Here is a 19,242-nt window from a genome sequence, read left to right as displayed (position 1 = left end):
GGCACCCGCCATGCTCAGACAAATCATCCATCCCTCTGTCGTGGCCGCGATTGCCATCGGCGCCGGACTTCTCGCCCAATCCGCGCGGGCGGCCGACACGGTGGACAGCCTCGCCGCCGATCCGCAACGGCTCCGTGAGGTGCAAAAGCTGTGCAAGGACGACTGGGTTGGGACAGGCGACGAACTGTGCACCATGGCCAGCAAGGCGCAGCGCCGCCGCTTCATGGGTTCAGGCAGAACACCGTACACGCCACATCCGGTCGATCTGTTCCCGTCGCTGAAGAAGAGCGGAACTCCTGAGAAAACCGACCCCGTCGCGCCGGACGCGGAGTGATTGTCCATGGACGATCTCTCCGTCATCGACCGTTTCACCGACACTTTCTCGCAATATATCGACAGCGGGTTTGGCCTGCTTCACGGTGAGATCACTTACCTTTCGGCGACGCTCATCGCCATCGATATAACGCTCGCCGGCCTGTTCTGGGCGTTCGGAGCCGGCAATGACGAGATTTTGGCGAAGCTCATCAAGAAGGTCCTCTATGTCGGTGCCTTCGCCTACATCATTACAAACTTCAATTCGCTGGCCGGCATCATCTTCAGATCCTTCGCCGGGCTCGGCCTGACCGCCTCTGGCTCCGGCCTGTCCCAGGACGATTTCCTGCGTCCCGGTAAGCTCGCCTCCGTCGGCATGGACGCCGGCCGACCGATCCTCGCGCAGATAGGCGACTTGTCCGGCTTCACCTCCGTCTTCTCCAACATCGACACCATCGCCGTCCTGTTCCTCGCCTGGCTCGTGGTCATCGTCAGTTTCTTCGTGCTCGCGGTGCAGCTCTTTGTGACGTTGCTGGAGTTCAAGTTGACGACGTTGGCCGGCTTCGTGCTGGTGCCCTTCGCATTTTGGAACAAGACCGCCTTCCTGGCCGAACGCGTGCTCGGCAATGTCGTGTCGTCCGGGATCAAGATCCTGGTCCTTGCCGTTATCGTTGGCATCGGCAACGGCCTCTTTGCGGAATTTCGCGCCTCGGCGGGAACAGAGCCGTCCATCGATCATGCGCTGGCGATCATGCTGGCGTCGCTCGCCATGCTTGGGCTGGGCATCTTCGGCCCGTCGATCGCGACGGGTCTCGTCTCCGGAGCCCCGCAGCTCGGCGCAGGTGCAGTCGCCGGCACCGCCCTCGCCGCCGGCGGCATGGCGGTCGCGGCAAGCGCCGGAGCTGTCGGCGCGGCACGGCTCGGAGGGGCCGCTATCGGTTCCGGCGTCAAGGCGGCATCCACCATGTCGGGCGGCGCGCGTGCCGCCTTCGAACTCGGTGCAGCGACATCCGGCGCATCGGGCATGGGAGCCGTTGGAGCTGGTCTTTCTGGCGTGGCGCAAGCGGGCGGCGGCGCCGTCATACAGGCGGGTCGCGGTGTCGTGTCACGCGTCGCGGGCACGGTCGGCTCACGTGTTTCCGCTGGCGCCCGTGGCGCCTGGACGGCTACCGGCGGCAAGCCCGTGGGAGCGATGGGTGGGGCCGGAAGCGATGCGTCGTTCACCGGTGCCGGCGGTGCTCCCGCATGGGCCAATCGCGTGAGAAACGGACCGAGCGGCTCGCACGTCTCCCACGGTGCCACCACCGTAGCCCATGCTTTGCGCTCCGGCGATCATGGTGGCTCCGGCGCCAATCCATCTCTGCGACAAGAGGATTGAACGATGCGCTTCAAACGCGCCGATGTGCGCTATTCGCAAACGTCGGAACCCTCAACGCCCTATCAGGCCGCCGGCCAACTCTGGGACGAACGCCTCGGGTCCGCCCGCATTCAGGCCCGAAATTGGCGGCTCATGTCCTTCGGCTGTCTGACGCTTGCCATAGGCATGGCCGGCGGTCTGCTGTGGCAGGCGGGCCGCTCCACCGTCACACCCTATGTGGTCGAAGTCGATCAGTTCGGCCAAGTAAAGGCCGTTGGCCCGGCCGTGGAGGCCTATCGGCCGACCGACGCCCAGATTGCCTACGCGCTCGCGCGCTTCATACAGAACGTGCGCGCACTGCCCACCGATCCCATCGTGGTGCGGCAGAACTGGCTCGAGGCTTACGACTTCACCACCGATCGCGGCAGCGCCGGGTTGAATGACTATGCGCGTGCCAACGATCCGTTCGGCAAGGTCGGCAAAATGTCGGTCGCCGTCGAGGTCACCAGCGTCGTGCGCGCATCGGACAACTCCTTCCAGATCCGCTGGATCGAGCGGCGCTATGAGAACAATCAGCTTGCCGGCACGGATCGCTGGACCGGCATCCTCACCATCATCATGCAACCACCGCGCACCGAGGACCGGCTGCGTAAGAATCCTCTCGGCATTTTCGTCAACGGCATCAACTGGAGCCGTGAACTCGGCGCCGGCGGGTCGTGAAGGAGAAAAGGATCATGACCCGCATGCTGCCATTCCGCATTCTCCTCCTCTCGTCCGTCACGTTGCTGGCGGGTTGCGCCGGGAAAACACCGCCGCCGGAAATCTCCCTGGATGAACCCTACGAGGCGAGCCGGATCGTCGAGCCGGCAGGTCCCGTCGAAATAGTCGAGCTGCCGAAGCCGTTGCCGCTGCCCGGCCAGTTGAAGCCGATGCCGGTCAAGGGCGGAACAGTTGAACCTGCCGATCCGAAGCTACGCGTCACGACGGCCAATGATGCGGCCCGCGTGCAGCCGACCCGCACCGGCTATGTCAATGCAACGCAGGTCTGGCCCTACATGGCTGGCGCGCTCTATCAGGTTTATGCGGCGCCTGAAAAAGTAACGGACATCGCCCTGCAGAGCGGCGAAGAGCTGATCTCCGTCTCGGCTGGCGACACCGTGCGATGGGTGATCGGCGACACGACCAGCGGTGGAAGCGGAAGCCAGCAGACCCACATCCTGGTCAAACCTACGCGGCCGGATCTGAAGACCAATCTGGTGGTCAACACCCACCGCCGGACCTACCTCCTCGAACTCACATCGACGCCCCAGACCTGGATGGCGTCGGTCTCCTGGGACTATCCACACGACCGCCTCCTCGCGCTGCAACGTCAGAATGATCGTGCGGGGACTGTCACGCCGGTCGCAAATGCCGTCGCGCTAGAGCGAGTCCAGTTCCGCTATGAGATCACGGGCGACAATCCATCGTGGCGGCCGACCCGTGTCTTCGATGACGGTGAGAAGGTCTATATCCAGTTTCCCGCTGGTATCGCCCAGGGCGAGTTGCCGCCGCTGTTCGTTGTCGGCCCCACTGGGGAGAACCAGCTCGTCAACTACCGAGCAAAGCCGCCTTATTACATCGTCGATCGCTTGTTCGGTGCGGCCGAGCTCCGTCTCGGAGGCGAGAAGCAGCAGATAGTGCGTATCTCGCGCACCGACGGCAACCGGCGGGGGATCTTCGGGCTATGACCGTGCCACCCAAATCCTCGCCGCCCGATCTCGCCATTCGCGCCAAGCCGCGTCCCGTGACCCGTCTCAATCGCTGGACCTTGATGGTGCTCGCCGGCGCCGTCTCCACCGCAGTGCTTGGCGCGATGATTTGGGCGTTGCAAAGCCGGGACAGATCAGCCCGGACCGGTGAGGAGCTCTACAACACCGATCGCGTCAACCCGGCGGAGGGGCTGCAAGCGTTACCGCGCGACTATACGCAGGTTCAACCACCGAAGCTCGGTGCCCCCTTGCCTGGCGAGCTCGGCGGGCCAGTCGTGCGCACCGAACGGGAGGCGGGCATTCCGCCCATGCCCGAGCGGCCGAGTTTCAGGGCTGATCCGGAAGAGGATGCCAAACGCGCGGCGCGCCTTCGTGCCCAGCAGGAAGCGGAAGCCGCAGCGAAAGCAGCCGTGTTCTTTCAGACGACACGCCCGAAGCAGGAGGTATCGGCAACCGCGGCCGCCTCGCAGGAGCCAAACCGGCTCGATCTCACCGCCATACGCGCTGCCGGTGCGGAAACTACCGTTGCTCCGCCCGTCGATGAAATGACCACGCAGAACATGCAGGATCGCAAGCAGGCGTTCGCAAGCCGCGAAGCCGACCAGAAGATTTACGGTTCTGGAACTCTCCAAACGCCACGCTCGCCCTATCAGGTAATGGCCGGCGCCATCATTCCGGCCGCCTTGGCGACGGGGATCAATTCCGATCTGCCGGGCCAGATCATCGGTACCGTCACCGAGAATGTCTACGACACGGCTACGGGTAGGCATCTCTTGATCCCCCAGGGCACCCGCCTGATGGGCCAGTACGATTCCGGCGTCGCCTTCGGCCAGAGCCGTGTGCTCCTGGTCTGGAATCGTCTCATCATGCCGGACGGCTCCTCTATCGTGCTGGATCGTCTCTCCGGCGTCGATACGGCCGGCTATTCGGGCCTCGAAGATGAGGTTGACAATCACTGGCTCCGCCTGATCGGAGGCGCGGTCCTCTCCTCGCTGCTCGGCATCGGCGCCGAGCTGGCAGCGCCTCAAAATCAGGGAACGAACGGCGATCAGGTCATCATCGCGACGCGGGATGGTGCCCAGGACACCATCAACGATGTCGGCCAGCAGATCACACGGCGAAATCTCAATATCCAGCCGACCTTGAAGGTGCGGCCGGGTTTTCCGGTCAGCGTCATCGTCAATAAGGATCTCGTCTTGCGACCCTATCGCGCCGCCCCGATGACGGCTGACATCAGGAGGGATGATTGACCAGAAAACTTAGCCTCGGACCGGTGCCGAAAGCTGAAACCGTCAAACTCACCATCACCATGACGGTCCAACTTCGAGCTGACCTCGATCGATATGCCGCTCTTCATTCCGAGCTTCATGGCATGGTTGTCGATGCTTTGACGTTGGCCCCACTCATGCTCGAAACCTTTATTGCTCGTGACAAGGGATTCCGTGCCGCGCGGCGTGGCCGTAGTGGCTCTTTAAATAATGGCCCGGGCTCGCTCGATGAAACGAGATAGTGGCTCGTTGAGTATCCCCTCACGCACCATCAACCAAGTCTTTAGATCAGTGGGCGCATCGCTCAGGGGCCGGAGAGCAAGGCCATCCACCTCGACCGCCTCGAGTTGAGCGGCGGTCGCTATTCCGATGCCATAACCCGCAAGAACCAGCGTAACCAACACCGAAAATGTCGTGGTACGGCTAATAATATTAGGGGTCGAACTTGCGGTTCGAACAAGCTGTTCGATCTGGGATTGCTGACTAAGACCCGTATCGGGTCGACTTAGAACGAGAGGCTCTTTAACAATACTGGACAGTTTGATCCGCTTCTTTACAGCCAGGGGATGGCCGCTCGGCATCAAAGCGATCGGCGGATCTCGCCAGACTGCTTCGGACAAAATCCCCTTGCCGTATCCGCTCTCCGGCGTGAGAACCGCATCAAGAAAGCCGTTTCGCAAGCCCTCGACATTCTGCGCCACTGACGCTTCATGGACATGCACGACAACTTGCGGATTTTCCAGCTTTACCTCTGAAATCAGTCGTGCAAGGCGTGCAAATGGTACACCGTCGCAAATTCCGATGTGCAAATGGCTGATGGTGTCTCCTGTCGCTGCTGCCGTGCGAACGTCTATGCGTGCTTCGTCGGCGGATGCGAGGAGCGCACGCGCATGGACGAGAAGACGTTCACCGGCTGGCGTCAGCTTCGTGGATCGCCGTGTGCGCTCGAATAATACTACGCCAAGGCGCCGTTCGAGAGTCTTGATTGATCGGGACAATGGAGATTGCTCGATGCCGGCACGTTGCGCACCACGTGTAAAATGGAGCTCTTCTGCGACCGCCACGAAATGCCGAAGATGACGAAGCTCCATTTCCGCTCCCGTTGATATCAAAAGGGTTAGGAATGCTCCCTCTGACTAATAGATCTAATATTAGTACTATATATACATGTAATTTCATGCCAAATGCTAATACTTAATGTAAGTGTGAATAGTTTATCTGATATCCTATGATGAAGAATTTTCGGAATGACTCGGCACGGCGATTCCGGTCAAATCCACGAGTGGCTCCATCTTCTCTGCAGCCTCCCGTCTTTCGCTGTACCGGCTGGTGAGATACGTGCTGCGGTCCCTCGTCAGAAGCGTGAACTTCATCAGTTCCTCCATCACATCGACCACGCGGCCATAGTAAGCTGATGGCTTCATGCGCCCCGCCTCGTCGAACTCCTGGTAGGCTTTCGCCACCGACGATTGGTTGGGGATCGTCACCATGCGCATCCAGCGTCCGAGAACGCGCAGCGCGTTGACGGCATTGAACGATTGTGACCCACCACTGACCTGCATCACCGCCAGCGTCTTGCCTTGGGTGGGACGCACGGCTCCAATTTCGAGGGGAATCCAATCGATCTGGCTTTTGAACACGCCAGTGATCGTCCCGTGCCGTTCTGGGCTGCACCAGACCTGCCCTTCCGACCAAGCCGAGAGTGCGCGTAATTCCTGCACCTTCGGATGGTCTGCCGGAACGCTGTCCGGCAAGGGCAACCCGCGTGGATCGAAAATCCGTGTCTCGGCTCCCATGCGAGTGAGAAGCCGTTCCGCTTCCTCGATGAGGAGGCGGCTGTAGGACCGCTCCCTCAGCGAGCCATACAGAAGCAGGATGCGCGGCGGATGGACGGAGGCCTGTAGCACATCCAGCTTTGTGAGATCGGGAAGATCGAGATGATCCGCATCGAGCGCAGGAAAGGCAGGATCGGCAGCGACGTCATGCGGCATGAGCAAGTTCCAGTAGTCAATGTTGGGAATGGGCCATCCGGCCCGAGAGGATGGCCGCGGCCCAGAACCCGGCAACGAGGACGAGGGCTCCGGTGATGGTGGCCAGAAGCACTGCATCGTAGGATCCCGTCTGCGCCCAGAGGATCGCTGCGCCGACAGGTGCAAGGGCCCTGGCAATGGTGCCAGGGGCGGCAAGGGCTCCGTTGACGGCGCCATAAGCATTGCGTGTCAACATTTCCGGTACCGCGAGGCCGCGCACGATGGTCATGATGCCATTCGCGGCACCATAGAGCGCGGCGACGAAGGCGATGGCGGCGAAGCTCGGTGGCAGCACGTCGAGAGCGAGGAGCGCTACCGGAAAGGCCAGCACCACGCAGCAACCAATCAGGCGCACGGACGCCCGTGGCGCGAACACCCAGATGGCAATGCGGCCGGCGACTTGGGCGGGACCGATAATGGCCATGGCCGATACGACGGTTGTCGTGTCGAAGCCACGCTCCACCAGCAGCGGATAAAAGTGGAACGTGAAGGCGGAGAACGTCCCGTAATAGGCTGTTAAGGCAACGGCGAGCGCCCAGAAGGTGGGCTGACGCATCACCGCACGGACCGCCGCTTGACCGGTCAGCGGCAAGCCTCTCGATGATGCCTGTTCGGGATGGTCGGCCGCAGGGTCGATGACCGCGCCATAGAGGGCGGCACATAGAAAGAGATTGATGCCGCCTAGCGTCATCAGGGTCCCACGCCAACCCAGGCCGTCGAGCAACACCTGCACAAGCGGAATGAAGACGGTCGAGGCGAAACCGCCCCAAAGCGTCAAGGCCGTGATGCCCGCCCGGGCGCCAAGAGTGCCGCTCCGCCGCGCTACCACCGCGAAGGCGGGTTCGTACAGCGTTGCTGCCTGAAGCACGCCGATGCCCGCAACAAAAAGATAGAACGCGGCGAGGCTTTGGACTTGCGACCAAGCGAAGAGGAGCACACCCGCGATTACTGATCCGAAGGCCATCACGGTCCGGCCATGGCCGCGGTCGATGGCGGCACCGACGGGATAGGCGGCGATGCCTCCCAGGACGAGGCCAAGCGTTGCCGCGCCATACATCTCCGGCTTCGACCAGCCGAGGTCACGGCCCATCGCCTCCGCGATCAGTGGGAAGCTGTAATAAAGCGAGCCCCATGAACAAATCTGTCCGATGCCGAGGCCGGTAATAAAGAGGCTGCGCCCGCTCAGCGGCCGGAAGGCCGGGGCGTCCTCCGCGACCTGCCCACTCATGCTGCCGCGCCGCGACCGCAGCCCGTTTCGCCTTCTGCCTTTGCCTGGGCGTCGGTGACGCAGCAGGCATCGACCTCCTTCGGTGCCGGTCCACCGCAACACGTCGCAGTCGCAGCGCCGACCACCGGCTCGGCGCTGCACACCCCAGTCTCGGGCAACACGAGGTGTACATTCCTGGCGGCCTCGTGGTCTCCAGCGATCTCGGCAACCACCGAGCGGACCTGCTCGTAGCCGGTCGCCATGAGGAAAGTCGGTGCCCGACCGTAGGACTTCGAGCCGACGATATAAAAACCGGGCTCCGGATGGGACAATTCGGCCGCACCATGGGGCGGCACCGTTCCACAGGAATGCAGGTTTGGATCGATGAGCGGCGCGAGCGCTGGCGGCGCCTCGACGGCGGGATCGAGTTCGATACGAATTTCTCGCAGCAGATCGAGGTTCGGACGGAAACCGGTTGCCACGACGATGCGATCGACCGCCCGCTCCACTTGCTGATCATTGAGACGGCCCGTGACGATCAGTTCGTCAACCGTCTTGGCGATCCGCTCAGCAGCAAACGGCGCGAGCATTTCAAGGCGATGTTCGTCAATGGCTCGCTTTGCGGCAAGGCCGAGTGCACCACGGGCCGGCAGCTGATCGTTGAGGCCGCCACCGAGGAGCTTTTCGATTCGATCGCGGCGCAGCGCCCAAAACACGCGGGTCGTCGGAGCATTCTCCTGAAGGCGCAAGAGATCGAGCACGGTGTTGATGGCGGAATGACCGCTTCCAACCACGAGCGTGCGCTGCCCGGCATAGGTCTCGCGCATTGCACCAAGGACATCAGGAATACCGTAGGCGATGTGATTGCGAGCCTGCTGTTCACCAGCGACGGGAAGCCCATCCACACCCATGGGATTCGGCTGTCCCCATGTTCCTGAAGCGTCGATAACAGCGCGGGCCACGACTTGCCGCTCTCGTGCTTCCCGATCACGCCAGCGCAGGACGAACGGCGTCGTATCCCGATGAGATGACGTCACCTTGTCGAGCCCAAGGCGCGTGATCGCGATGACATCGGCGCCATACACGAGATGAGGGACAATGGCGGGATGAGAGGAAAGAGGGGCAAGATAGCGGCGAACTATTTCGCCTCCCGTCGGCAAGGCCTTCTCATTCGGCGCCGTCCAGTCCGTTTCCTCGAGCAGCGCGCGAGCGATCGGATCGATGTTGTAGGCCCATGGAGAAAAGACACGCACGTGGCCCCAGGCTTGGAGCGCCGTACCGACGGAGGGGCCGCGTTCGAGGACAAGCGGTGTCAGACCTCGCGCAGTGAGATGGGCGGCCGCAGCAAGGCCGATCGGCCCGGCGCCGATCACGGCAACGGGAAGCGTCTTGTCCATGTATCGAACCTCCCAAGCATCGATGGATTGATGGGCAATGCATCAAGGCAAAAGGAAAGCGGCTCAGCAACAGCAATCGGATGCCTCGTCGCTGTTCGCGAGCTTCACCAGCTTTTCGGAATCGAGCAGGCAGCGCGTCACGTCCATCCAGGCCTCAACCGCCACCTTGAAGGCTTCGCGTCCCTTGTGGGTGAGCGTGTAGACCTTACGTTCGCGCCCGGAGACCACCTGAGCTTCCGAGGTCAAATACCCGCCTTCCTCGAACTCCCGCAGCACCGGATAGATGGTGCCTTCGGTGGGAGAGCAGCAGCCGTTTGTGGTGCGCTCTACGGCCCGCGCGACGTCATAGCCATGCATGGGCTTTTGGTGCAGCACGCGCAGGATGAAGAACTTGGACAGGCTCATCTTGATGGTGCCGTTCCAATAGGCTCGGCTCAGGAAGTCGGGAACCGGCTTGGTAACGGCGACGGGAAGCGCTGATCTCGGCATGCCGAAAACGTTATGCATTGACCCTCTATATGTCAACGATCAATGCATAAGGTGCTTGCTCACACCCGTTGCCCGTCAGCGCCGATCACTGCCTCTCCGTCCTCCTTCGCGAACGGCCCCTTTTGCGGTAGCGGCAGGATGTCCAGCACCACCTCGGATGGCCGGCACAGCCGCACGCCCCAGGGCGTGAAGACGAATGGGCGGTTGATCAAAATCGGGTGGGCCTGCATGGCGTCGAGGAGTTGCTCGTCGGTGAGGGTCGGATCGTCGAGCCCCAGCTCGGCATAGGGCGTGCCCTTCTGCCGGATCGCCTCGCGCACCGTGAGCCCGGCCGCGGTAATGGCGGCGGTAAGCTCCCCGCGCGTGGGCGGCGTCTTCAGATATTCGACGATGGTCGGCTCGACGCCGGCATTGCGGATCAAGGCCAGCGTGTTGCGCGACGTCCCGCAATCGGGATTGTGCCAGATGGTGATGTGCGGCGCGTCGGTCATAGCGGCTCCCTTTGAGTGTTCAGATAATGGCGTGACGGACCTTTGCCGAGATCCATTCGCTGACGATGACGGTGGCGAGGATGACGAGCAGGATCAGCGTGACCTGCGGCCAGGCCAGCGTGTTAAGCGAGCTCTCCAGATTGAGCCCGATGCCGCCGGCGCCGACCAGGCCGAGGATGGTCGATTCGCGGATATTGATGTCCCAGCGAAACACCGTGATCCCGGCGAAGGTCGGCATGATCTGCGGCGTGATCCCCCAGGCCAGCATCTGGGCGCCCGAGCTGCCGGTGGCGCGGATCGCCTCTACCTGGGATTCGTCGATCTCCTCGATCGCCTCGTAGAGCAGCTTGCCGATGAAGCCGATGGAGCGCAGCGCGATGGCGATGATGCCCGCCAGCACGCCGGGACCCAGGATCGACACCAGCAGCAGCGCCCAGATGATCGAGTTGATGGAGCGCGAGGCGACGATGACCAGGAGCGCGACGGGCCGGATGAGCGCGGCGCTCGGCGTGGTGTTGCGCGCGGCGAGGAACGCCACCGGCACCGAGATGACCACGGCGAGGAGCGTGCCCAGCGTGGCGATGTTCAGCGTGTCCCACAGCGGCTTCAGAAGGGTCGGGAAATAGGACCAGCGCGGCGGCACCATGCGCGAGCCGATGTCGGCCGCCTGCGTCGGCGCATCCCAGACGAAGGCCCAGATGGTGCCCTCGGTCATCACCCGCCAGCAGAACACGGTGAGCGCGACGCCGGCGAGCCAGGCCAGCCAGATGCCGAGCTGCGCCCGGCTGGTGCGCCGCTGCCACGAGGGCCGCCCACTGGGAAGCGCCGCGACCGGCATCACTGCACCCGCTTGCGGATGATGCTGGAGGCGTATTCGCTGACCATCACGATGGCGATGATGAGGATCAGGATCGCCGCCGCGCTGTCGAACTCGTAGCGGTCGATGGCGGTGTTGAGGGTGGCGCCGACGCCGCCGGCGCCGACGATGCCGACCACGGCGGATTCCCGAAAATTGATGTCGAGCCGGTAGAGTGAAAGGCCGATCAGCCGCGGCGCCACCTGGGGAAGGACGCCATAGGCCAGCAGCGACGGCCAGCCGGCGCCGGTGGCGCGGACGGCTTCGACCGGCGCCGGGTCGATGTCCTCGATGTCCTCGGCCAGCAGCTTGGCGAGGAAGCCGATGGTGGCGAAGGACAGCGTCAGGAATCCGGCGAACGGCCCGAAGCCGACCATGGCCACCAGCAGGATGGCGACGATGATCTCCTGCAACGAGCGCGACACGGCGACGATGGCGCGGCAGGCATAATAGACCGGCCGCGGCACCATGTTGCGCGCCGCGCCGATGCCGATCGGAACCGAGAGGGCGATGCCGACCACGGTCGCCGTCACCATCATGGTCAGGCTTTCGATCATGCCCTGGAGGATGTCGTCCCAGCGCTGGGAGAAATTGGGTTGCAGGAAGCCGCCGACGAAGCGCGCGCCGCGCTCGAGGCCGTCGACAACGCGCGCCCAGTTGACCTCCACCGTGCCCAGCGCGACGACGAGATAGAGTGCGGCCGCGACCGTCAGCCCGTGCCGCAGCCAAGGATTGGCGATGAGCGGCGGCGGGCGCCAGCGGCGCATGGCGACGGGCGCCTCCATCACAGCGCGCCCGCGGCGTCGGCCAGCGCGCGCGGTGCGGCGGCGGGAGAGGTGCCGTCCTCTTCGTCGGACCGGATGGTCCTGGCCCAGTCTTCCTCGCCGTAGATCGTAGTCAGAACCTCGGGGCCGAGCGCCTGCGGGGCGCCGTCGAACACGACGCGGCCGGCGCGCAGGCCGACGATGCGCTGCACGAACATCTGCGCCAACGCGACGTCGTGAATGTTCACGATGGCGGCGAGCCCGCGTTCGGCACAGACCTCGACGATCAGCCGCATGATCTGGCGCGAGGTCTTGGGATCGAGGCTCGCCGTCGGCTCGTCGACCAGCAATATATCGGGCTCCTGCACCAGAGCGCGGGCGATGCCGACCCGCTGTCTTTGGCCGCCGGAGAGCTGGTCGGCGCGCTTGTCGACATGGTCGGTGAGGCCGACCCGCTCCAGCACCGCGAAGGCGCGGTCGATGTCCTCCTGCGGGAAGCGGCGGAGGAAGGAGCGCCAGAAGCCGACATAGCCGAGCCGTCCGGACAGCACGTTCTCCATCACGGTGAGGCGCTCGACCAGGGCGTATTCTTGGAAGATCATGCCCATGCGCCGCCGGGCGCGGCGCAGGCCACCGCGGCCGAGTGCGGTGAGCTCGGTGTCACCGAGATAGATGCGGCCCGCGCTCGGCTCGACCAGCCGGTTCACGCAGCGGATCAGCGTGGACTTGCCGGCCCCGGAGGGACCGATCAGGCCCAGAACCTGACCGGCAGGAACCGTGAGGTCGACCGCATCGAGAGCCTTGTCGCCCTTGGTATAGCGCTTCGACAGGCCCTCGATCCTCAGCATTGGCGAGGCTCCGGCTCCGTTCGGCTCATTTGCAGGCGTAGCTGACGCCCATCGCTGCATCGATCTGCCGGATCACCGTCCAATTGTCCTTGAAGGTGATGGGGATGAACTTTTCCTGCGGCGGCTCGGAAACCTGAAATTCCTTCAGCAGCGCGGTGCCATCCCAGTTGAAGGTGAAGAACGCTTCCTTCACCTTCGCCGCCAGCTCCGGCTTCAGATTATAGGCATAGCCATAGCCGGTGGTTGGGAAGGTCTGCGACTTGTAGATGGTCTTGACCTGATCGGCCTTGATGACGTCGCGCGCGATCATCCGCTTCATCACCGAATTGGCGACCGCAGCGGCGGGATAATCCTTGTTGGCGACGCCGATGATCGAGTTGTCATGCTTGCCGGAGAACACTGGCTCGAAGTCCTTGCCCGCTTGCAGCTTGAACTCGGTGCGCAGCAAAGCGGACGGCGCCTTGTAGCCCGAATTCGAGGTCTCGGAGGTAAACGCCAGCTTCTTGCCCTTGATGTCTTCGACCTTTTCGATGCCGGAGCCTGGATAGGTGATGATCTCCATCTCGTAGCCATAGGCGCCGTCCTTCGAGGCCATCATGGCGAAGGGCACGAAGCCGGAGCAGGCGACCGCGATCGGGTTGGAGCCGGTGTTGAAGCCGGCGATATGCAGGCGGCCGGCCCGCATCGCTTCCAATTGGGCGGCATTGGACTGGACCGGGAAGAACTGCACCTTCTTCCCGGTCACCTTGGCGAGGTGGTCGATGAACTCGGCCCAGACCTTGGCATAGACAGCCGGATCCTCGACCGGCGTATAGGAGAAGATAAGGGTGTCCGGATCGACCCATTGCGACGGATCAGTCGGCGCATCGGCGACCATGTCGCCATTGGCGTCAGCGTAGCGGGCATCGAGCTTGAAATCCTCGGCAGAGGCGAGGGTCGGCACTAGAAGGGCCGCGCCCAATAGGGCAGCGCGCGCAAGCGAAGTGGCGAACGACATGGAATGCTCTCCAGCAATCAGATGACCTAAGGTGATGTACGACGCTCGTATGACGCAGGGACTACGATGCCGACTGGTCCATTAAGCGGCGGAGCGGGCAGCGTCGGTGGCGCCGCTCGCTGTCGCACCGATCTCTGACAGGGCTGCCTTCAGTGCACTGCCTTCCAAGCCGTCGGGGAGCGCGAGGAGCCGTTCAATCCGCTCCTCGAGCTGGGCATAGGTCGCCTCGAAGGCGCTTCGGCGGGTGGCGGCGTCGCCGACAACGGCGGAAGGATCGGCAATGCCCCAATGGGCACTCGCCGGGTGTCCGGGCCAGACTGGGCAGGCTTCCCCCGCGGCATTGTCGCAGACCGTGATGATGATGTTCATCTGCGGTGCGTCGGGCTCCGCGAACGCCTGCCAGGTCTTGGAATAAAAACCTTCGATCGGATGGCCGCGCTCGGCAAGCAGCGCGAGGCCATCCGGATTGGGGGCGTCCTTCGGCGTGCTACCGGCGGAGAAGCCGCGGAAACGTCCGCCGCCCTTTGCGTTGAGGATGGCCTCGGCGAGGATCGACCGGGCCGAATTATGGGTGCACAGGAAGAGAACGTTGCGGACGGTCATCGGCGGATTCCTGATCCTGTTGATCATTCGGCAGGCTGCTGTGCAGCGCGAACCGGTGAGGAGGCGGTGACCGCCGGGAATAGGATGGCGCTCGCGAGCGCACCGAGCGCAGCGCCAACAAGCTGCGCCACAATGAAACCAGGCACGTCGCCAATGGCGATGCCGGCAAATGTCGTTGTGAAAGCGCGGGCGAGCGTTACAGCAGGATTGGCGAAGCTGGTGGAAGCCGTGAACCAATAGGCCGCTGTGATGACGAGGCCGACGAGCCAGGGGATGGCCGCCTTGGCATGGCGCACGCCGCCGAGGATGGTCAGCACCAGGGCAAAGGTGGCGACGGCTTCGGCGAACCATTGCGAGGGACCAGTCCGCGGTTTGATCCCGATCATCAACGGAGCCAGATCGAACATCAGATGGGCGACCACTGTGCCGGCGATGCCACCGATGCACTGCGCGATGATGTAAGGCGCAACCTCGCTCCAAGGCATTTCGCGACGGGCGGCGAAGACTAGGCTGACCGCGGGGTTGAAGTGCGCGCCCGATACCGGCCCGAGAATAGTGATGAGCACTACCAGGATCGCGCCGGTCGGGATCGTGTTGCCGAGAAGTGCAATGGCGACGTTTCCGCCCGCCAGCCGTTCGGCCATGATGCCCGAACCGACCACAGTCGCGACGAGAATGCCGGTGCCGAGCGCTTCGGAGAACAGGCGGCGGGACAAGGAGAGGGCCTCGGTCGACATCAGGCCGCCGATGCGGGCGAACCCGCACTCCCCGCCTTGCCGATGGCGTCCAGGCGCTTCTGAAGAGCAAGCCGGTCCAACGAACGGAATGGCAGCGCGATGAAGATCGAGATGCGGTTGTTCAGCATACGGTAGGCATCGGCGAAGGCGAGCGCGATCTCCGCCGGCGAGCCGGTGACGGCTGCCGGATCGGGAATTCCCCAATGCGCTGTCATCGGCTGTCCTGGCCATACCGGGCAGGTCTCCTGCGCGGCGTCGTCACAGACGGTGAAGACGAAATCGAGCGCGGGCGCGCCGGGCTGTGCGAACTCAGTCCAGCTCTTGGAGCGCAAACCGCTGACGTCATAGTGAAGACCCGTCAGCAGCTTCAATGTCTCCGGGTGCACAGCGCCCTTCGGATGGCTGCCCGCCGAATAGGCCTTAAAGCGATCCAGGCCGAGCCGGTTCAGGATGCATTCGCCCATGATCGAACGCGCCGAGTTCCCAGTGCACAGGAACAGCACGTTGAACAATCTCTCCTCGCTCATGTCCGTCTCCTTAAGCCGCGGCCTGTCCATTGAGTGTCAGTTCCGTCGCACCTTCCATCTCGCCGATGCCGGCGAGACGCGCCTTCAGCGTGGCAAGGTCGAGCTTGTCGATCGGCAGGTTCACGAAGGCAGTGAGCCGTGCGGTAAGGCGCCGGTAGGTCTCCAGGAAGGCCGCGCGCTGCTCAGCCTCGGTGCCGTCGACCAGAGCGGGGTCTGGAAGCCCCCAGTGGGCTTGCAGGGGATGCCCCGGCCAGCTCGGGCACGCTTCGCCGGCGGCGGCGTCGCAGACCGTGATGACGAAATCCATCGGTGGCGCATCCGCCGCCCCGAATTCGCTCCAGCTCTTCGAGCGCAGTTCACCCACGTCATAGCCGAGCGATGTCAGCAGATTGAGTGCCATCGGATGCGGCGTCTTGCTCGGCCGGCTCCCGGCGGAGAAGGCGTGGAAGCGCCCCCGGCCCTCGCGGTTCAACACCGCCTCGGCGATGACGGAGCGGGCTGAATTGCCGGAACACACCAACAGCACATTGTAATGTCGCTCGTCCGCTGCCGCGGGCCGCAGTTGCGGAAAGGCCGGATCCGCAATAAGCCGTGGCCCGCCGCCGCCCATCTCCGCCATCAGCCGCGACAGGACATGCGCGGTCCGTGCTGTGTTCGCGGCATAGATGATCGAGCGCCCCTCACGGCGCGCGCTCACGAGTTCGGCCCGTTCCAGGTGCGACAGGTGGGTCGACATGGTGTTGTGCGGCACGGCCAGCAGGCGGGCGATGTCGCCCGCCGGCAGCCCGTAAGGCGTGTAGCGAAGCAGAAGACGATAAGTTTCGAAGCGGGTCGCCTGCGCCAACGCATCGAAAATCCGGATCACGTCCTCCGAAGAAAGCCTTGGCTCGTCCATCATGCCTCGCCAGTGTGGTGGGATGGGTTGAAGTGTTCCTGATTGCGTCTCAGGTTCCGCTCTTGATCTGCCTGGACCAGTATTCCTTGATCTGGGCCACCAGCGCATCCGGCAATGGAACGTAGCCCAGCTCCGAAGCGTATTTCTTGCCGTCACCAAGGGCAAAACGGAAGAATTCAAGTGCAGTCCGGCTGCTCGGGGGAACCTTCGGCTCCTTGTACATCAGAACAAAGGTAGTCGCGGCGATAGGGTAGGCATCCGCCACAGCCGAATCATTGATGACGACGTAGAAATCCTTGGCATTGGTCCAATCGAAGCTCAGGGCTGCCGCCTGGAACGAGGCCGGGCTCGGGGCGATGAAATTGCCGGCGCGGTTTTGCACCAGGCCGTAGGTAAGCTTGGCCTGGACCACATAGGTGAATTCGACATAACCAATCGAGTTCTTGACCTGCCTGACTGCGGTCGCGACGCCTTCGTTTCCGCGTGCGCCGGTCCCGGTGGGCCACGCGACCGAGGAGCCCTCGCCCACCGTCGCCTTCCACTCCGGGCTGGCCTTGGCCAGATAGGATACCCAGTTGAAGGTCGTGCCGGATCCGTCGCTGCGCTCGATGACGGCGATCTTGGCGTCCGGCAGCGGCAGGTCCGGATTGAGCGCCTTGATGGCGGGATCGGACCAATTGGTGATCTTGCCAAGATAGATGCCCGCGAGCAGGGCGCCGGTGAAGCGCATCTGGCCTGGGCCGATACCCTCCACATTGAGGACGGGAACCACGCCTCCGAACACGATTGGGAACTGGCCAAGACCGAGCCGATCGAGCTCCTCGGGTTTCAGCGGCCTGTCCGTCGCCCCGAAATCGACCACGCCGTCCTTGACGCGGTTGATCCCGCCCGAGGATCCGATCGACTGATAACCGACGATGTTTCCGGTCGGCCGGAACGCCTCCGCCCATTTTCCAGATGATCGGATAGGCGAAGGTGGACCCGGCGCCCCGCACTTCTTCCGCGTGCGCGGCCGGGGCGGTCCACGATAGGCCGGCGACGGCTACCGCGGCGATGAGGGTGGAAAGGCGTTTCACGACTCGCTCCCTTGATTGGTTCGCCCGCCATTCATTGGCACGCGTTAATCTGGACGATCATATATGTCCGGAAGTCTCGACATGTCGATAGTTGCGCTTCGTGACACCGGTGTGACGCCAGCCCGGCGCCGGAGCCCAGAAGAAAATTTATCATTTCTTTATGTCGAGTATAGCCGACATATCGTAGAATGATTGATGTGTTTTCGGCGTCCCCGTCGCTAGCGCGGCGGGAGTGTCCGAAACTCAATCGATGTATAAAAATATCTCTCAGACGTTACACCGCCTCGATATCGGCGACACGATGTGTGGAAGAAAACACATATGCTGGATTGGCATCAGTGCGGATATGAGATAAGCACATATAAACATACGATATACATGGATATGATTGGTATGTAGACTGATTTTATTTAGATATAACGTTGCGAGAATCGGTCGTTAGACTGTAGATGCATTGCATTGTCACAAAATTGTTAGATAGGCTGCCTAGGACAAGCGCGGTGTCAGAACCGGGCTGACTGAGCCCGGCATCATTCAGGGAGACGGGATTCTCATGAAGATCATCACTCTTGCCGGCGCTCTCGCGCTGCTGGCGTCCGGCGCGGCTATGGACCGCGCAGCCGCCCAGACCGTGGTCCAGGTGGATGGCTCCTCGACCGTCTTTCCGGTGACGGAAGCCATGGCCGAGGAGTTCCAGAAGGCCAACAAGGACATCAAGGTGACGGTTGGTATTTCGGGCACCGGTGGCGGCTTCAAGAAATTCTGCCGCGGTGAGATCGATATCGCCGATGCCTCGCGGCCGATCACGGCGGCAGAGCAGAAGGCCTGCAAGGAGGCCGGTATCGAATATATCGAGCTGCCGGTGGCGCTCGACGCGCTCACGGTCATCGTCCACCCCTCCAATAGCTGGGCCGGGGAAATGACCGTGGCCGAGCTGAAGAAGATCTGGGAACCGGAAGCCCAGGGCAAGATCACCAACTGGAAGCAGGTCCGCGACAGCTTCCCCGATAAGCCGCTCGCCCTCTATGGCGCAGGCGTCGATTCCGGAACTTACGACTATTTCACCGCGGCGATCGTCGGCAAGGAGCATTCGAGCCGCGGCGACTTCACCGCATCCGAAGACGACAACGTCCTGGTGCAGGGCGTGGCCGGCGACCAGAATGCGCTCGGTTTCTTCGGCCTTGCCTATTACGAGGAGAACGCCGGCAAGCTAAAGGCCGTGAAGATCAAAGTGAACGACGCCGCTCCGGCAGTTGAGCCCAGTGTCGACAACGCCCGGACTGGGAAGTACCAGCCTCTCTCCCGTCCGATCTTCATCTACGTCAATAAGAAATCGACCGAGACCAAGCCGGCCGTTGCCAAGTTCGTCGATTTCTATCTCGACAAGAAGAACGCGAACGAACTGGTGAGCGAAGTCGGCTACGTGCCGCTTCCGGAAGCCGCGCTCGCCACCTTCCAGGACCGCTTCAAGAAGCGCGAGATCGGTACCGGCTTCACCGGCTCTAAGGTCGGCGTGTCCGTTGAAGACCTGATCAAGGAAAAGCTCGTCTACTGAAGCAAACGCGAAACGAAGGGGGCGCAAGGCGCCCCCTTCGTGCCTTGAATAGGAAACGGGACGTGAGTGTAGCGAATTCAACGAG

22 protein-coding genes are annotated in these 19,242 nt (G+C 62.8%); 7 read left to right on the top strand and 15 right to left on the bottom strand.

What is annotated here, in order from left to right:
• Positions 1 to 10: 10 nt before the first annotated feature.
• Genes V5F84_RS18750 through V5F84_RS18725 form a run of 6 tightly spaced genes read left to right on the top strand, consistent with a single transcriptional unit; the run spans position 11 to position 4,927 of the window.
• A complete protein-coding gene (locus V5F84_RS18750) occupies positions 11 to 334 on the top strand; it encodes an EexN family lipoprotein (RefSeq protein WP_394041638.1) in 324 nt (107 codons plus the stop codon).
• A gap of 6 nt (positions 335 to 340) precedes the next feature.
• Positions 341 to 1,690, top strand: a complete 1,350-nt coding sequence (gene trbL / locus V5F84_RS18745) for a P-type conjugative transfer protein TrbL (RefSeq protein ID WP_394041637.1) — start codon at positions 341 to 343, stop codon at positions 1,688 to 1,690.
• A gap of 3 nt (positions 1,691 to 1,693) precedes the next feature.
• Positions 1,694 to 2,389, top strand: a complete 696-nt coding sequence (trbF, locus tag V5F84_RS18740) for a conjugal transfer protein TrbF (RefSeq protein ID WP_394041636.1) — start codon at positions 1,694 to 1,696, stop codon at positions 2,387 to 2,389.
• Between the two features lie 14 nt (positions 2,390 to 2,403).
• Positions 2,404 to 3,396: a P-type conjugative transfer protein TrbG gene (gene trbG / locus V5F84_RS18735; RefSeq protein ID WP_394041635.1), complete on the top strand. Its 993-nt coding sequence runs from the start codon at positions 2,404 to 2,406 to the stop codon at positions 3,394 to 3,396.
• The gene (locus tag V5F84_RS18730) at positions 3,393 to 4,667 is read left to right on the top strand and encodes a TraB/TrbI/VirB10 family type IV secretion system protein (protein ID WP_394041634.1); all 1,275 of its coding nucleotides are present in this window, start codon (positions 3,393 to 3,395) and stop codon (positions 4,665 to 4,667) included. The genes trbG and V5F84_RS18730 overlap by 4 nt, the downstream gene beginning before the upstream one ends.
• Complete coding sequence (locus tag V5F84_RS18725; protein WP_394041633.1) at positions 4,664 to 4,927, top strand: DUF2274 domain-containing protein; 264 nt, start codon at positions 4,664 to 4,666, stop codon at positions 4,925 to 4,927. The genes V5F84_RS18730 and V5F84_RS18725 overlap by 4 nt, the downstream gene beginning before the upstream one ends.
• On the opposite strand, the gene V5F84_RS18720 is transcribed toward V5F84_RS18725, so the two are convergent.
• The 15 genes from V5F84_RS18720 to pstS all read right to left on the bottom strand — a co-directional run bounded on the left by V5F84_RS18720 (position 4,889) and on the right by pstS (position 17,427).
• Positions 4,889 to 5,776 carry a LysR family transcriptional regulator gene (locus V5F84_RS18720; protein WP_394041631.1) on the bottom strand — a complete coding sequence of 296 codons (888 nt, stop codon included), beginning with the start codon at positions 5,774 to 5,776 and terminating at the stop codon, positions 4,889 to 4,891. The two genes, V5F84_RS18725 and V5F84_RS18720, sit on opposite strands and share 39 nt — an antisense overlap.
• Before the next feature lie 135 nt (positions 5,777 to 5,911).
• On the bottom strand, positions 5,912 to 6,676 hold the full coding sequence (arsH, locus tag V5F84_RS18715; RefSeq protein ID WP_394041630.1) for an arsenical resistance protein ArsH: 765 nt from the start codon (positions 6,674 to 6,676) through the stop codon (positions 5,912 to 5,914).
• 16 nt (positions 6,677 to 6,692) lie between these two features.
• Positions 6,693 to 7,943, bottom strand: coding sequence for an MFS transporter (locus V5F84_RS18710; RefSeq protein WP_394041629.1), 1,251 nt, complete (start codon positions 7,941 to 7,943; stop codon positions 6,693 to 6,695).
• On the bottom strand, positions 7,940 to 9,319 hold the full coding sequence (locus V5F84_RS18705) for an FAD-dependent oxidoreductase (RefSeq protein ID WP_394041628.1): 1,380 nt from the start codon (positions 9,317 to 9,319) through the stop codon (positions 7,940 to 7,942). Before V5F84_RS18705 ends, V5F84_RS18710 begins: the two co-directional genes overlap by 4 nt.
• Positions 9,320 to 9,382: 63 nt before the next feature.
• Positions 9,383 to 9,826, bottom strand: coding sequence for a PadR family transcriptional regulator (locus V5F84_RS18700; RefSeq protein WP_394041627.1), 444 nt, complete (start codon positions 9,824 to 9,826; stop codon positions 9,383 to 9,385).
• Between the two features lie 41 nt (positions 9,827 to 9,867).
• Positions 9,868 to 10,299, bottom strand: a complete 432-nt coding sequence (arsC, locus tag V5F84_RS18695) for an arsenate reductase (glutaredoxin) (RefSeq protein WP_394041626.1) — start codon at positions 10,297 to 10,299, stop codon at positions 9,868 to 9,870.
• A gap of 19 nt (positions 10,300 to 10,318) precedes the next feature.
• Complete coding sequence (phnE, locus tag V5F84_RS18690; protein ID WP_394041625.1) at positions 10,319 to 11,137, bottom strand: phosphonate ABC transporter, permease protein PhnE; 819 nt, start codon at positions 11,135 to 11,137, stop codon at positions 10,319 to 10,321.
• Complete coding sequence (gene phnE / locus V5F84_RS18685; RefSeq protein WP_509277125.1) at positions 11,137 to 11,940, bottom strand: phosphonate ABC transporter, permease protein PhnE; 804 nt, start codon at positions 11,938 to 11,940, stop codon at positions 11,137 to 11,139. Before phnE (V5F84_RS18685) ends, phnE (V5F84_RS18690) begins: the two co-directional genes overlap by 1 nt.
• Complete coding sequence (phnC, locus tag V5F84_RS18680; protein ID WP_394041623.1) at positions 11,940 to 12,767, bottom strand: phosphonate ABC transporter ATP-binding protein; 828 nt, start codon at positions 12,765 to 12,767, stop codon at positions 11,940 to 11,942. The genes phnE (V5F84_RS18685) and phnC overlap by 1 nt, the downstream gene beginning before the upstream one ends.
• A gap of 25 nt (positions 12,768 to 12,792) precedes the next feature.
• Positions 12,793 to 13,764: a phosphate/phosphite/phosphonate ABC transporter substrate-binding protein gene (gene phnD, locus V5F84_RS18675; RefSeq protein ID WP_394041622.1), complete on the bottom strand. Its 972-nt coding sequence runs from the start codon at positions 13,762 to 13,764 to the stop codon at positions 12,793 to 12,795.
• 81 nt (positions 13,765 to 13,845) lie between these two features.
• Complete coding sequence (locus V5F84_RS18670) at positions 13,846 to 14,367, bottom strand: arsenate reductase ArsC (RefSeq protein WP_394041621.1); 522 nt, start codon at positions 14,365 to 14,367, stop codon at positions 13,846 to 13,848.
• A gap of 23 nt (positions 14,368 to 14,390) precedes the next feature.
• The gene (locus V5F84_RS18665) at positions 14,391 to 15,104 is read right to left on the bottom strand and encodes an MIP/aquaporin family protein (RefSeq protein WP_394041620.1); all 714 of its coding nucleotides are present in this window, start codon (positions 15,102 to 15,104) and stop codon (positions 14,391 to 14,393) included.
• Positions 15,104 to 15,631 carry an arsenate reductase ArsC gene (locus tag V5F84_RS18660; RefSeq protein ID WP_394041619.1) on the bottom strand — a complete coding sequence of 176 codons (528 nt, stop codon included), beginning with the start codon at positions 15,629 to 15,631 and terminating at the stop codon, positions 15,104 to 15,106. Before V5F84_RS18660 ends, V5F84_RS18665 begins: the two co-directional genes overlap by 1 nt.
• Positions 15,632 to 15,641: 10 nt before the next feature.
• The gene (locus V5F84_RS18655; protein ID WP_394041617.1) at positions 15,642 to 16,529 is read right to left on the bottom strand and encodes an arsenate reductase/protein-tyrosine-phosphatase family protein; all 888 of its coding nucleotides are present in this window, start codon (positions 16,527 to 16,529) and stop codon (positions 15,642 to 15,644) included.
• A gap of 46 nt (positions 16,530 to 16,575) precedes the next feature.
• The gene (gene pstS, locus V5F84_RS18650; protein WP_394041749.1) at positions 16,576 to 17,427 is read right to left on the bottom strand and encodes a phosphate ABC transporter substrate-binding protein PstS; all 852 of its coding nucleotides are present in this window, start codon (positions 17,425 to 17,427) and stop codon (positions 16,576 to 16,578) included.
• A 728-nt stretch (positions 17,428 to 18,155) separates the two neighbouring features.
• Between pstS and V5F84_RS18645 the strand changes: the two genes are divergently transcribed.
• A complete protein-coding gene (locus V5F84_RS18645) occupies positions 18,156 to 19,157 on the top strand; it encodes a PstS family phosphate ABC transporter substrate-binding protein (RefSeq protein ID WP_394041616.1) in 1,002 nt (333 codons plus the stop codon).
• The last annotated feature ends 85 nt before the right edge of the window (positions 19,158 to 19,242 follow it).

It is taken from the genome of Roseixanthobacter liquoris (assembly GCF_043195135.2).
GTDB lineage: Bacteria > Pseudomonadota > Alphaproteobacteria > Rhizobiales > Xanthobacteraceae > NCEH01.
This window is presented reverse-complemented; position numbering and strand designations above follow the sequence as displayed.

What these genes read in the sequence shown, in the direction of transcription:
- V5F84_RS18750 (WP_394041638.1), top strand. Translation starts at nt 11, where the DNA reads ATGCTCAGACAAATCATCCATCCCTCTGTCGTGGCCGCGATTGCCATC.
- trbL (WP_394041637.1), top strand. Translation starts at nt 341, where the DNA reads ATGGACGATCTCTCCGTCATCGACCGTTTCACCGACACTTTCTCGCAA.
- trbF (WP_394041636.1), top strand. Translation starts at nt 1,694, where the DNA reads ATGCGCTTCAAACGCGCCGATGTGCGCTATTCGCAAACGTCGGAACCC.
- trbG (WP_394041635.1), top strand. Translation starts at nt 2,404, where the DNA reads ATGACCCGCATGCTGCCATTCCGCATTCTCCTCCTCTCGTCCGTCACG.
- V5F84_RS18730 (WP_394041634.1), top strand. Translation starts at nt 3,393, where the DNA reads ATGACCGTGCCACCCAAATCCTCGCCGCCCGATCTCGCCATTCGCGCC.
- V5F84_RS18720 (WP_394041631.1), bottom strand. Translation starts at nt 5,776, where the DNA reads ATGGAGCTTCGTCATCTTCGGCATTTCGTGGCGGTCGCAGAAGAGCTC.
- arsH (WP_394041630.1), bottom strand. Translation starts at nt 6,676, where the DNA reads ATGCCGCATGACGTCGCTGCCGATCCTGCCTTTCCTGCGCTCGATGCG.
- V5F84_RS18710 (WP_394041629.1), bottom strand. Translation starts at nt 7,943, where the DNA reads ATGAGTGGGCAGGTCGCGGAGGACGCCCCGGCCTTCCGGCCGCTGAGC.
- V5F84_RS18705 (WP_394041628.1), bottom strand. Translation starts at nt 9,319, where the DNA reads ATGGACAAGACGCTTCCCGTTGCCGTGATCGGCGCCGGGCCGATCGGC.
- V5F84_RS18700 (WP_394041627.1), bottom strand. Translation starts at nt 9,826, where the DNA reads ATGCATAACGTTTTCGGCATGCCGAGATCAGCGCTTCCCGTCGCCGTT.
- arsC (WP_394041626.1), bottom strand. Translation starts at nt 10,299, where the DNA reads ATGACCGACGCGCCGCACATCACCATCTGGCACAATCCCGATTGCGGG.
- phnE (WP_394041625.1), bottom strand. Translation starts at nt 11,137, where the DNA reads ATGCCGGTCGCGGCGCTTCCCAGTGGGCGGCCCTCGTGGCAGCGGCGC.
- phnE (WP_509277125.1), bottom strand. Translation starts at nt 11,940, where the DNA reads ATGGAGGCGCCCGTCGCCATGCGCCGCTGGCGCCCGCCGCCGCTCATC.
- phnC (WP_394041623.1), bottom strand. Translation starts at nt 12,767, where the DNA reads ATGCTGAGGATCGAGGGCCTGTCGAAGCGCTATACCAAGGGCGACAAG.
- phnD (WP_394041622.1), bottom strand. Translation starts at nt 13,764, where the DNA reads ATGTCGTTCGCCACTTCGCTTGCGCGCGCTGCCCTATTGGGCGCGGCC.
- V5F84_RS18670 (WP_394041621.1), bottom strand. Translation starts at nt 14,367, where the DNA reads ATGACCGTCCGCAACGTTCTCTTCCTGTGCACCCATAATTCGGCCCGG.
- V5F84_RS18665 (WP_394041620.1), bottom strand. Translation starts at nt 15,104, where the DNA reads ATGTCGACCGAGGCCCTCTCCTTGTCCCGCCGCCTGTTCTCCGAAGCG.
- V5F84_RS18660 (WP_394041619.1), bottom strand. Translation starts at nt 15,631, where the DNA reads ATGAGCGAGGAGAGATTGTTCAACGTGCTGTTCCTGTGCACTGGGAAC.
- V5F84_RS18655 (WP_394041617.1), bottom strand. Translation starts at nt 16,529, where the DNA reads ATGATGGACGAGCCAAGGCTTTCTTCGGAGGACGTGATCCGGATTTTC.
- V5F84_RS18645 (WP_394041616.1), top strand. Translation starts at nt 18,156, where the DNA reads ATGAAGATCATCACTCTTGCCGGCGCTCTCGCGCTGCTGGCGTCCGGC.